Below are 12,459 nucleotides of genomic sequence, written 5' to 3' on the forward strand. Positions count from 1 at the left end.
GCGAGGTCCGCGTTGTGCCCGATGACGACGCCCGGCATCCCCGCGTTCGCGAAGCCCGTCACGTCGAACGGGCACTCCGCCGTCACCTCGGCGCAGCGCAGGCCGACCTGTGCCCAGATGCCCGGCGACCACGAGGGGGTCGAGGGCCTGGTGCCGGTCGACGCGGTGTCCCTCGGTCCGGGACCGCAGCCCGTGACGCCGACCCTCGGCGAGCACGCCGGTCTCGGTCACCGGGTTGTCCGGGTGCAGCGTCGCGAACGACGCGAGGTGCTGCTCGACGGCGTCGACGCGGTCGCCGGCGATGAGCAGCAGCCAGTGCGCGGCGCGACCTTCGCTGTAGGCGGCGTACGCGTGCCGGCGGATCGCACCCGAGAGGCCGTGCAGCGGTTGCGCGGTGCCGAACACGGGCGTCAGGCGGGCGTGCTCGATCGACCGCTCGCGTGGCGCGAGCTCGGGCTGCTGCTCGGGCTCGGTCCAGTGCGCACCGGTCTCGAGGTCGGTGCGCTCGCGGGGGTACGAGGGGCGGTCGGCAGGGTCCCTGTCGGCGCCCCAGCCGGGGATGCGCGCGGCGAGCTGCTCGGGGGTCTCGGGCAGCGGGGGCTTGTCCGGGGTGTACGGCATGACGGGTCTCCTTGCGGGCGTCGTGGGAGTCGGGCGGCGGGCTCGGTGACGCGGGTCAGCTCGCGCCCGGCAGGACGAGCGTCTTGACGCAGCCGTCGAGCTTCGCGGAGAACATGTGGTACCCCTCCGCGATGTCGTCGAGCGGGATGCGGTGCGTGACGATGTCGCTCGGCTTCAGGTAGCCGTTGCGGATGTGCTCGAGCAGCCGCGGCCACTGCCGCTTCACGGGCGCCTGGTTGGTACGGATGGTGAGGCCCTTGTTCATCGCGTCGCCGAACTTCACGGCGGAGAAGATCGGCCCGTAGGCCCCCATGACGGAGACCGTGCCGCCCTTGCGGACGGAGTCGATGGCCCAGTTGAGCGCGACGGGCGAGCCGCCCTGCAGCTTGAGCTTGGCGCTCGTGATGTGCTGCGTGAGGTTCCCGTCGGCCTCGGCGCCCACCGCGTCGATGACGACGTCCGCGCCGAGGTAGCCGGTCTCCTTCTTGAGGTGCACGACGACGTCGTCGACCTCCCCGAAGTTCACGGTCTCCGCGTACGCGAAGGTCCGCGCCTTCTCGAGCCGGTAGTCGAGGTGGTCGACGACGATGACGCGTCCCGCGCCCATGAGCCACGCGGACCGGGCCGCGAACAGCCCCACCGGGCCGGCACCGAGCACCACCACGACGTCGCCCTCGGCGATGTCGCCGAGCTGCGCGCCGAAGTAGCCGGTCGAGCACGCGTCGGTGAGCAGGACGGCGTCCTCCTCGTCCAGCCAGTCGGGGATCTTCGACGGGCCGACGTCGGCGAACGGGACGCGCACGCGCTCCGCCTGCCCGCCGTCGTACCCGCCCGTCGTGTGCGAGTAGCCGTAGATCCCGCCGACGGCCGTCGCGTTCGGGTTGACGTTGTGGCAGTTCGAGTACAGGCCGCGTGCGCAGAAGAAGCACGTCCCGCAGAAGATGTTGAACGGCACCATGACGCGGTCGCCGACGGCGAGGTTCTGGACGGACGAGCCGACCTCCTCCACGACGCCGACGAACTCGTGGCCGAACGTGTGCCCGATCCGCAGGTCGGGCATCATGCCGTGGTAGAGGTGCAGGTCGGAGCCGCAGATCGCGGCAGTGGTGACGCGCACGATCGCGTCGTTCGGGTGCTCGATCCGCGGGTCGGGCTTCTCCTCGACGCGGATCTTGTACGGGCCTCGGTAGACCATCGCGCGCATGGGGCGTCTCCTCGCGGGGCGGTGTGCTGGCGCGCTGCAGGCCTGACGCTCTCGACAGGTTGGCACGCGTGGGTCGCGGCCGCCTCTCGGGGACCACGAGCGGCACGGATCGCGGCCCGCAGGGCGCTCGTGACGGGGTCGTCGCCGTTCGTCCGGATGTGCCGGGAGGGCCAGGACCGGGTAGCGTGACGGCGGCTGCTGGAGCGCGCGCAGACGGGCAGACCCGATCGTGTGAAACTCGCCCCCCGGCGTGGCCTGGACGTTTGACCAAGAGCCCCCTCATGCCGCACACTCGTACTCGACGGTGCGCATCGCCTGCCCCCTGCGCGGTGCGCACCGTTTTGACTTCCCAGGAGCGGGACGGGTCTTCGGAACCGTCCCGCTCCTGTCGTCTGCGGCAGCACCCGCGAAGCGACGCCGACGACGGGAGAACCGCATGACGACGCGGGAGGACCGCGGCCCGACGCCCCCGGGCGCCGCCACGACGACACCATCGGGGGAGCCTCGGCGCGCCACGCCGCCGACCGCAGACCCTGCCGTTACCGTTCCTGGGGTGACAGTCCCCGCGCGCTCGTCCGGCACGGGTCCCGACCAGGCTCCCGCGACCGACGCGACCCCGAACGCCCCCGTCGCCCTCGTCGCACCGCCGACCCGGGCCGACCTCGTCGACCGCGCCGTCGAACGCTGGCGCGAAGGGCTGGTCGAGGCCGCCGGCGGGTCGACCCTCGCCGACATGGAGCTGCTCGGCGACGCCGCGCTCGACCTCACCGCCGCCCACCCGTCGGGCATGGCCCAGCTCTTCGCGGGCCGCCCCACGCGCCTGTCGAACCTGGTCCGGGAGGGCGCCGCGCTGTCGACCGCCCGCCGTCGCGCCCGCGCCGTCGCGTCGCGCGCCGCCGTCTACGAGCAGCGCTACGGCATCGCCCCCACCGCGCTCGCGATCGGCGTCGCGACCTGGACCGAGCGGCCCGCCGCGCGCGACGACCACGACGACGTCGACGCGCTCGCCGTCGCCACCCGGCCCGCCGAGCCCGCACCCCGGTCGGCCGCGCAGGCCCGCACCGTCCGCGCGCCCGTCCTGCTGCGACCCGTGACGCTGCGCGCCCGCGGCACGGGCGAGGCCGACTACGAGATCGCGCTCGAGCCCACGCTCGACGTCAACCCCGTCCTCGCGCGCGCCCTGCGCACCCGTGGTGCGCTGCTCGACCCGGGCGCGGTCGCGCGCGGCACGTTCGAGAGCGGCGGGTTCGACCCGCGTGGCGCGCTCGCGCGCCTGTCGTCGCTCGGCGAGGCCGTGCTCGACGACTTCCGGCTGACCGAGAAGGTCGTCGTCGGGACGTTCGTGCACCCCGGGCAGATCCTCGTCGACGACCTCGACGCGCTGTCCGCCGCGATCGACCAGCACGAGGTCGTCTGCGCGCTCGCCGGCGTCGACGTCGACCGCGAGCGCCTCGTCGTCCGCCTGCCCGAGCCCGTGACGGGCGACCGCGACCCCAGCGTCGAGCGGGGCGTCGGCGACCTCGACCCCGCGCAGCAGCACCTGCTCGACGCGCTCAGCACCGGTGCGCACCTGTTCGTCGACGCCCCGACCGGCGCCGACGTCACCGGCACGCTCGCCGCGGTCGTCGCCGACGCGGCCGCGTCCGGCCGCACCGTCCTCTACGTCCCCGGCCACCGCCGTGGCGCCACCGCGCTCGCCGCGCGGCTCGACGAGCTCGGCCTCGGCGACCTGCTGCTCGACGTCGCCCCCGAGGCCGGCTGGCGCACCGCCGCCGCGCGCCGGCTGCTCGGCGCGATGACGCTCGACGCGCCCGCCGTCGACGGGCAGAGCCTGCACGTCCTGCGCACGCGCCTCGTCGAGCACCGCGAGCGGCTGCGCGCGTACGTCGACGACCTGCACGCGACCCGCACGCCGTGGGGCGCGTCGGCGTACGACGCGCTGCAGCAGCTCGCCCGGCTGACCTCGACGCGTCCCGCACCGCGCACGACCGTGCGGCTCACGCCCGACGTCGCGCGCGTGCTCGACGCCGAGCGGCGTGCCGCTCTCGGTGCCGACCTGGTCCGGGCCGGTGAGCTCGGCGCGTTCGACGTCCGACCCGTCGACACGCCCTGGTACGGCGCCGACCTGCGCACGCGCGCGGACGCCGACGTCGTCGTGCGGCGGATCTCGCGGCTGCTCGACGGCGCCCTGCCCGCGCTCGTCGAGCGCACCGCGCAGGTCGCGGCCGACACCGGGCTCACGCAGGCGACCTCGGTCGCGTCGTGGGCCGAGCAGCTCCGGATGCTCGACGGCGTCCGCGGCGCGCTCGACGTGTTCCTGCCGATCGTCTTCGAGCGCACCGCCGCCGACCTCGTCGCTGCGACCGCGGCGCCGCAGTGGCGGGCCGAGCGCGGCATCGACATGGGTTTCTGGCTGCGCCGACGGCTGCGGCGCCAGGCGCGCGACATGGTCCGCCCGGGCCGTCCCGTCGCCGACCTGCACACCGCGCTGCTCGACGTGCAGGCGCAGCGTGAGATCTGGCAGGCGCACTGCCCCGCGGGCGGCTGGCCCCGGCTGCCCGACGGTCTCGAGCACATCGAGGAGGAGCACCAGGCCGTCGCGGAGGACCTGCGGTCTCTCGACGAGGTGCTCGCGTCGACCCCCGGCGGAGCCGGGCTGGCGCAGCTGCCGTTCGCGGCGCTCACCGAGCGGCTGTCGCGCCTGCGCGCTGACACGAGCGCGCTCGACACGCTGCCCGACCGCACCGGCCTGCTGCACCGGCTGCGCGCCGCCGGGCTGGGTGACCTGGTCGACGACCTCGCGACGCGTCGCGTCGACCCCGCGCTCGCACCCGCTGAGCTCGACCTCGCGTGGTGGAGCACGGTCATCGAGCAGATCCTCACGCAGGACCCGACGCTCGCCGGCTACGACGGCGCCGCGCTCGGTGACCTCTCCGCGCAGTACGCCGCGCTCGACCGCGCGCACGTCGCGAGCCTCGCCGGCCCGGTCCGGCAGGCCGTCGCCGCGCACACGCAGGAGGTGCTCCGGCAGCACCGCGAGCAGTCCGAGTCGCTGTTCGTCGAGCTCGTCGAGGAGCGGCTCACCTCGCTGCGCGACACCATCGCCCGGCACCCCGACGTCGCACGCCGGCTGCGTCCCGTCGTCGCCGCGAGCCCCATGCTCGTGCCGCAGGTGCTGCCGCCGTCGCGCACCGTCGACCTCGTCGTCATCGACGCGGCCGCGCACCTGCCCGTCGACATGGCCGTCGCCGCGATCGCCCGCGGCCGGCAGGTCGTCGTCGTCGGCGACGCTCGCTGCGCGTCCGGGACCGCCGTGCGCGAGCTCGCCGCGGTCCTGCCCGTCGTCGCCCTGCACGCGGAGACGTCGCGCCGGGACCCGTACCTGACCGCGTTCCTCGCCGCGCACGGCTACGACGGCGTGCTGTCGCCCACGCCGCTGCCCGAGCACCGCCCGCTCGTCCGGCTCGACGTCGTCGACGGCACCGGCATGCCCGACGCGGCGACCGGGACCGTCGCGTCCACGCGCGCCGAGGTCGAGCACGTCGTCGAGCTCGTGCTGCACCACGCGCTCATGCAGCCCGACGAGTCCCTCGCCGTCGTCACCCCGTCCGCCGTGCACGCCGACGCGCTGCGCGACGCGATCCTCACCGAGGTCCGCGGCAACCCCGCCGTCGCCGCGTTCTTCGACGGCGGGCGCGCCGAGCCGTTCGTCGTGACGGACCTCGCCAACGTCGCGGGCCTGCGCCGCGAGGCGGTCATCCTGTCCGTCGGCTTCGGTCGCACCCCGCACCGGCGCGTCCTGCACTCGTTCGGCGTCGTCGGCGAGCCCGGCGGTGACGCGCTGCTCCTCGACGTCCTCGGCGCCACGCGGCACCGGCTCACCGTCGTGTCCTGCTTCGGCGCCGACGACCTCGACCCCGAGCGCGTCCGCGCCGCCGGGCCGCGCCTGCTGCGCGACCTGCTCGCGTTCGCCGGGTCGCGGGGCTCCGGTGCCGTCGGTGACGACGTGCGGCTGGTCGCGCCCGGTCCGCGTCCCGACACCGACATCGACCTGCGCGCCGCCGAGGCGGCCGAGACGGCGGGCGGGTCGGCGGCGGCGTCGACCTCGATGTCGGCCGACGTCGCACGCGGCTCGGTCGACGAGGGCGGCGAGCCCGACCGGCTCCTGCTCGACCTCGCCGAGCGGCTCTGGCGGCACGGCCTCACCGTCGAGGTCGACTACGGCATCCCCGGTGGCACGCGCATCCCGATGGTCGTCGGGCACCCCGACGCGCCCGACCGGCTGCTCGTCGCCGTCCTCACCGACGACGAGGCCTACGTCGGCGAGCCGTCCGTGCGCGTCCGCGACCGGCTGCTCGCCGACCGGCTCGAGCGGCTCGGCTGGACCGTCGTGCGCGTGTGGTCCGCCGCCGCGTTCCTCGACCCGCAGGCCGAGGTCGACCGGATCCGTCGTGCCGTGCACGGCCGGGTGCCCGCCCCCGCGGTGCCGCGCAAGGCGCCGCTCGTCCTCGGCATCCCGTCGACCGTCGACGAGACCGACGACGTCGAGGAGCTGCCGCCCGTCACCGCCCCGATCCGCATCTCCGTGCGGGCCACGCTCGCCGCGCGCCGCGCCGCCGAGGAGACCGAGGGCGCGCCCAGCGACGCCGCCGATCACGACGCCACGGCCGACGCGGTGACGACCAGCCCCGACGGGCCGGACGCCGGACCGGGGAGCCAGGACACGGGCGTCGAGGACACCGCGGCGGGCGACCCGACCGTGTCCGATGACGCCGGGTCGCCCGTCCCTGCGGCCGCTGAGGACGCCGAGGACGACGCCGCGACCCGTGCCGAGCCCGCCCGGTCCGCTGCGGCCGAGCCGACGGACGTGCCGACGCCGCGACGGAGCGGGCAGGCGACGCCGCGACGGAGCGGGCAGGCAGAGTGGGACGCGGGCGGCCCGGCCTCCGACGCGTCGGCTGCTGAGTCCTCGGCCCCGGACCGCTCGGTCTCCGACGCCTCGGCCGGTCCGGTGCACGTGACGACCGGCGCGACGCCCGTGCAGCTCACGCTCGCGGGGGTTCCCGGGGCGCCGCGACCTGACGTGCGCAAGGGCTTGCCGATCGGTGCGTACAGCGACGACCAGCTCGACGAGCTCGTCGCGTGGCTGCTCTCGGACGGCCAGGAGCGCACCCGCGAGCAGCTCGCCGCGGCTCTCCGCGACGAGCTCGGGGTCACGCGCCGCTCCTACCGGATCGACACCGCGGTCCGCTCCGCCGTGAGCCGCGCGCTGCGCTGACGGACTCCCCGCCGTCGATCCGCGGTGCGGGTCGACGACGGGCCCGCGCACCGGCGACGCCCGGCACGACACCGGTGCGGCCTGCTCGGCAGCACGTCGGCGCGCACTGCGCTGATGCCCTGCACGACGCGGGGTGCGACACGCGCGGCGAGCTCCTCGGTCGCGCGCCCGAGGGCGTCGCCGCGCGCCGCGCAGCCACCGACCGGTCCGCCCGACGGGTGGGATCATCGTGCGGTGAGCGAGATCCCCGAGCACCCGTCCCCGGCGGGGAACACCGAGGGCGCACGCTCCGACGCGACGCCCGACGAGCGGTCGGATGTGCCTGTCGGGCGCCGCGACGCCGGCGTCGCGTCTGGCCGGCGGGGGAGTGGCCCCCGCCGCGCGGTCCGACGCGCCGGGACCGTCGGGACCGACGAGTCGGCCCTGCGTTCGACCCACCGGGCGGTGCCGACCACCGACCACGGACCGACGCGGGAGGCGACCGCGAGACCCACCGACAACGCGCGCGACCGGGCGCTGCCGCTGCGTGCGCTCGACGACAGCGACGTGGGCTGGGGCCGTGAGCCCGACTCCAACGACGAGCGTCTGCGTCGGGACCGACCGCCGCACTGGTGACGGTCGACGCGTCGGAGCGCCGGGGTCGGCGCTCTCGGTCAGGCGGTCGGCGGGGGAGTGGAGGGGCCGCTGCCGGGCGGGAAGGTCGGCGGCGTCCCGGGTGCACCGGGGACGCCGCGGGGGTCGGTCGCACTGCCCGGCTGCGGAACGGCTCCGGCGCCGGCGTCGTTCGCGACGGCGGGGTTCGGGCGGGCGGCGAGCAGGTCGCGGATCTCCTGCAGCAGCAGGATGTCCTCCGCCGGGGCCTTGGGCTCCTCCTCCTCGCCGCGCTTGCGCCGCGCCGCGAGCGCGTTGAGCGGCAGCACGATCACGAAGTAGACCGCGGCCGCGGTGATGAGGAACTGCAGCAGCGCGTTGAGGATGAGCCCGATCGAGAACTCGGCCTTGTTGATCGTGAACGACCACAGGTCGCTCAGGTCCGGCTGCCCGAAGATCGCCGCGATGAGCGGGCCGATGAACCCGTTCTGGATCGCGGTGACCACCGTGGTGAACGCGGCGCCGATGACGACACCGACGGCGAGCTCGATCGCGTTCCCGCGCGAGATGAAGTCCTTGAACCCCTGGAACACCTTGGGCAGGCCGCGCAGGTGGTCGCCTGCGCCCCGCAGGCCTCTGTTGATCGTGTCGGTCACGGTGCCCCCGGGTCGTTCACGGCGTGCGTCAGGGCCGGTCAGAGGCACCCTGTCGCTGGACCCGACGATCATGGCACGACGACCGCGGAGAGCAAGGCCGTCGCGGACGCTCCTGCGAGCGCGCGCGCCTCGTCGGGCGTGACGGCGACCAGCACAGGCGGTGCGGCGGCAGTATCAGCGCCGAAGGACGTCGCATCGGCCTGGGCCTGAGCGGCCGGGGGCACCGGCAGGACGAGCGCGCGGCTCGCGACGACCCGTCCGTCGCCCTCGTCGGGAGCCGCCGCCAGGACGTCGACGCGCATCCCGGGCCGGAGCATGGCCCCGGCCGCCTCGTCGGCGAGCCGCACGGCGGTCACGACCGTGCCGGGCGGCCCAGTGGCGTCCGGCGGCACGAGCACGCCTGGCACGAGGGGCGTACCGGTCACGAGGTCGACGGCCGCGACCCGTCCGACGACCAGGTCCGGGTCGACGGCGACGTCGTCGGGTGCGACCGCCACCGGCACCGCGCGCACCGCCACGTCATCGGCGGCGAAGGGCGCCCCGGCGCGCACGGGGCGGGCGGCCACGACGAGGTCGACGGTCGGCGGCGGCGCGGGGCGCAGCGCTCCGACGGTGCCGAGCGCGGCCGCGGCGAGCGCCAGAGCCAGCAGGGCGGGACGCGCACGCCACAGCACGACCCGCACGCGCAGGGCGGCAGGGCCGCGGTGACGTGCGAGCGGTGGCGGACGGTCCGGGTGCGGTCGGTCGGGTCGCTGGGGAGGCACGTCGACGACGGTAAGAAGCCGTCGCGTGCGTCGAGGGGACGGCGGACCGCCCCGTGGGCGTCCGTGCGGCGACGCGGGCTGTGGACGGCTCGCGCCTCCCGACGTCATGCCGGCGATCGACGCTCGTGAGCGCGGGCCGTGCGCGGGGCGTCGCCGCTGCCGTCAGGCCGAGGGCGGCCGGCCTGGTCGGCATCAGCACGACGCGGCCGGCCCCATCGCCCCGGGCGCGGCGGCCGGCCCTGCGCGCGTCAGGACGAGGCGGCGGGTGCCTTGCTCGTGGCAGACGTCGACGACGTGGTGCTCGGGGAGCTCGTCGACGTGCCCGTGGAACCGGACGCGGACGACGACGAGGTCGACGACGACGTCGACGACGTCGACCCCGACGACCGCGCGTCGTTGCGGTAGAAGCCCGAGCCCTTGAAGACGACACCGACGGCCGAGAACACCTTGCGCAGGCGGCCCTCGCACTCGGGGCACACGGTCAGCGAGGCGTCGGAGAACGACTGCTGGATCTCGAAGGCGTGACCGCACGCCGTGCACGCGTACGCGTAGGTGGGCATCGCAGCTCCTGAACGAGGTCGACGGGCCGGCACCGGCGGGACGTCCGGTCGGCCTGGCACTCACATGGTCCGAGTGCCAATCGTAACGGCACCCGCGCCGGCCGCATTCCCCCGGCCGCGGGACGACAGGGTCGGACCCCGCGGCCCGGCCGTCCCCAGGGCTGGCGTGCTGCCACCCGGCGCCCGGACGGACAAGTACCCTCGCAACGTGTCCCGCCTGCGCCTCGTCCGGGTCGCGTTCGCGACCGTCGCCGCCGTCCTCGCCCTCGCCCTCGTCGCGACGGCCGTGGGCGTGGTCGTCGTGCTGCGCCGACCGCTCCCGGAGGTCTCCGGCGAGCTGACGCTGCCGGGTCTCGACGGCGAGGTCACGGTCACGCGCGACCCGCGCGGTGTGCCGACGATCACGGCGACCACGACCGCCGACCTGTTCCGTGCGCAGGGCTACGTCTCGGCGCAGGACCGCTTCTTCGAGATGGACTACCGCCGGCACGTGACCGCGGGACGGTTGTCGGAGCTCGTCGGCGAGAACGCGGACGCCCTCGCGGCGGACAAGGTGATCCGCACGTTCGGGTGGCGCAACGTCGCGGAGCAGGAGTGGGACGTCGTCGAGCAGTCGACGCGCGACGCGCTGCAGGCGTACGCGGACGGCGTCAACGCCTATCTGGAGACGCGGGACCCGTCGCAGATCGCGGTCGAGTACTCGGTGCTCGGGGCGCGCATGAGCACGCCGGCGCCGGAGAAGTGGGACCCGGTCGACTCGCTCGCGTGGCTCAAGGCGCTCGCGTGGGACCTGCGCGGCAACTACGACCGTGAGCTCGCGCGGGCGCGGACGTTCGCGTCGGTGGAGGACGTCGCGCGCGTCGAGCAGCTGTTCCCGGCCTACCCGCAGGACGTCAACCAGCCGATCCTCTCGGCCGAGCAGGTCGGCCAGGGCGCGACGACCACCGCGTCGGCGACAGCGCTCGACCTCGCGGGCGACGACCTGCAGGCCGCGCTCGCGTCGGCGCAGCGCGCGCTCGACGCCGTGCCGCACCTCGTGGGCGACGGCGAGGGCGTCGGCTCCAACTCGTGGGTCGTGGCGGGGCGCTACACCGCGTCGGGCGCGCCGCTGCTCGCGAACGACCCTCACCTGGGCATCTCGGCGCCGGGCATCTGGGCACAGGTCGGCCTGCGCTGCGCCGAGGTGACGGCGGAGTGCCCGTTCGACGTGACGGGCTTCGCGAACGCGGGGATGCCGGGCGTCGTCATCGGGCACAACGCGGACCTCGCGTGGGGGCTGACGAACCTCGGGGCCGACGTCACGGACTTCTTCCTGGAGAAGGTCGAGGGCGACGCGACCGTGCGGGACGGGGCCACCGCGCCGATCCGCCACCGTCGCGAGGTGATCCACGTCAACGGCGGCGAGACGGTCGAGCTCGACGTCCGCGAGACGGTGCACGGGCCGATCGTGTCCGACGTGCTCGACGTCGACGCCGTCGGCGACGCGCCCGTGCCCGAGGGCGCGCCGGGTCGGCAGCTCGAGGTCGCGCTCGGGTGGACGGCGCTCCAGCCGGGCCGGACGGCGGACGCGCTCCTCGCGATGGCCACGGCGCGCGACGCGGACGACGTCGCGGCGGTAGCGGCGCTGCTCGAGGTGCCCGCGCAGAACATCGTGTTCGCGACAGTCGACGGTCACATCGGCTACCAGGCCCCGGGCCGGATCCCGGTGCGGGCGTCGGTCCTGGGCGGGCCCGTCCCGTCGGACGGCACGTGGCCGCGGCCCGGCTGGGACAGCGCGTACGACTGGCAGGGCTTCGTCGACCCTGCTGACATGCCGCGCACGCTCGACCCGGCGGAGGGGTTCGTCGTCGCGGCGAACCAGGCGGTGACCCCGAGCGGCGTGGGGCCGTTCCTCACGGACGACTGGGACTACGGCTACCGCTCGCAGCGGATCCGCACGCTCCTGACGGAGCGGCTCGCGACCGGTGAGCCGATGACGGCCGCCGACATGGCCGAGATCCAGACCGACCAGCGCAACCCGTACGCCGACATGCTGGTCCCCACGCTGCTGTCGCTGCCGATCGAGGACTCGTTCGACGACGACGGGCAGGAGCTCCTGCGCGGATGGGACCGCGTGTCGTCGCCCGACTCGCCGGCCGCCGCGTACTTCGCGGCCGTGTGGAAGACGCTGCTGCGGCTCGCGTTCGACGACGACCTGCCCGACGACGCGTCGCCCACGGGCGACTCGCGCTGGCTCGAGGTCGTGCGCCGGCTCGTCGACGACCCGTCCTCACCGTGGTGGGACGACCGCTCGACACCCGCGGTCGTCGAGGGCCGCGACGAGATCCTCACGCGCGCGATGGTCTCGGCCCGCCGCCAGCTGACGACGCAGCTCGGGCGCGACGCCGAGGACTGGCGCTGGGGCATGCTGCACGTCGCCGCACCCGAGCACCCGGTGCTGGGCGGGGAGTCGCTGCCGGGCGCGCTGCGGCGCCTCGTGAACCCGTCACCGCTCAGCGTGGGCGGTGGCTCGGCGATCGTCGACGCGACCGCGTGGGACGCGAGCACGCCCTCGTACGCGGTCACGGCGGCGCCGTCGATGCGGATGGTCGTCGACCTGGGCGACCTGGACTCGTCGACGTGGGTCAACCTCACGGGCACGTCGGGCCACCCGGCGAGCGTGCACTACACCGACCAGTTCGAGGCGTGGGCGACGGGCGAGACGTTCCCGTGGCCGTTCACGCAGGCGGCGACCGAGGCCGACGCGACCGACCACCTGACGCTGGTCCCGCCGGAAGGCTGAGCG

General features: G+C 75.4%; 8 protein-coding genes and 1 pseudogene. 3 read left to right on the forward strand and 6 right to left on the reverse strand.

Annotated elements, in window-relative coordinates; translation table 11 throughout:
- From OMK64_RS16320 to OMK64_RS16330, 3 genes and pseudogenes are all read right to left on the reverse strand, one after another.
- On the reverse strand, positions 1-86 hold an 86-nt coding region (locus OMK64_RS16320; RefSeq protein WP_272729442.1), incomplete at its 3' end, for a penicillin acylase family protein.
- A 34-nt stretch (positions 87-120) separates the two neighbouring features.
- Positions 121-621 (reverse strand): annotated as a pseudogene (locus OMK64_RS16325) (hypothetical protein); the annotation flags it as partial.
- Between the two features lie 55 nt (positions 622-676).
- A complete protein-coding gene (locus tag OMK64_RS16330) occupies positions 677-1,825 on the reverse strand; it encodes a zinc-dependent alcohol dehydrogenase (protein ID WP_272729415.1) in 1,149 nt (382 codons plus the stop codon).
- A gap of 733 nt (positions 1,826-2,558) precedes the next feature.
- Between OMK64_RS16330 and OMK64_RS16335 the strand changes: the two genes are divergently transcribed.
- Both OMK64_RS16335 and OMK64_RS16340 read left to right on the forward strand, forming a co-directional pair.
- Positions 2,559-7,103, forward strand: coding sequence for a PDDEXK-like endonuclease domain-containing protein (locus OMK64_RS16335; RefSeq protein ID WP_445292857.1), 4,545 nt, complete (start codon positions 2,559-2,561; stop codon positions 7,101-7,103).
- 444 nt (positions 7,104-7,547) lie between these two features.
- Positions 7,548-7,718 carry a hypothetical protein gene (locus OMK64_RS16340; protein WP_272729417.1) on the forward strand — a complete coding sequence of 57 codons (171 nt, stop codon included), beginning with the start codon at positions 7,548-7,550 and terminating at the stop codon, positions 7,716-7,718.
- Positions 7,719-7,756: 38 nt separating this feature from the next.
- On the opposite strand, the gene mscL is transcribed toward OMK64_RS16340, so the two are convergent.
- From mscL to OMK64_RS16355, 3 genes are all read right to left on the reverse strand, one after another.
- Positions 7,757-8,350 (reverse strand): large conductance mechanosensitive channel protein MscL, encoded by a 594-nt coding sequence (gene mscL / locus OMK64_RS16345; protein ID WP_272729418.1) that lies wholly within the window; start codon positions 8,348-8,350, stop codon positions 7,757-7,759.
- Positions 8,351-8,418: 68 nt separating this feature from the next.
- The gene (locus tag OMK64_RS16350; RefSeq protein ID WP_272729419.1) at positions 8,419-9,114 is read right to left on the reverse strand and encodes an SAF domain-containing protein; all 696 of its coding nucleotides are present in this window, start codon (positions 9,112-9,114) and stop codon (positions 8,419-8,421) included.
- A gap of 248 nt (positions 9,115-9,362) precedes the next feature.
- A complete protein-coding gene (locus OMK64_RS16355; RefSeq protein WP_272729420.1) occupies positions 9,363-9,674 on the reverse strand; it encodes an FmdB family zinc ribbon protein in 312 nt (103 codons plus the stop codon).
- A gap of 208 nt (positions 9,675-9,882) precedes the next feature.
- On the opposite strand from OMK64_RS16355, the gene OMK64_RS16360 reads away from it, so the two are divergent.
- Positions 9,883-12,456: a penicillin acylase family protein gene (locus tag OMK64_RS16360; protein WP_272729421.1), complete on the forward strand. Its 2,574-nt coding sequence runs from the start codon at positions 9,883-9,885 to the stop codon at positions 12,454-12,456.
- Positions 12,457-12,459 lie beyond the last annotated feature (3 nt).

Origin of the sequence: Cellulomonas fimi, assembly GCF_028527925.1 — a bacterium.
Taxonomy (GTDB): Bacteria; Actinomycetota; Actinomycetes; order Actinomycetales; family Cellulomonadaceae; genus Cellulomonas; species Cellulomonas fimi_C.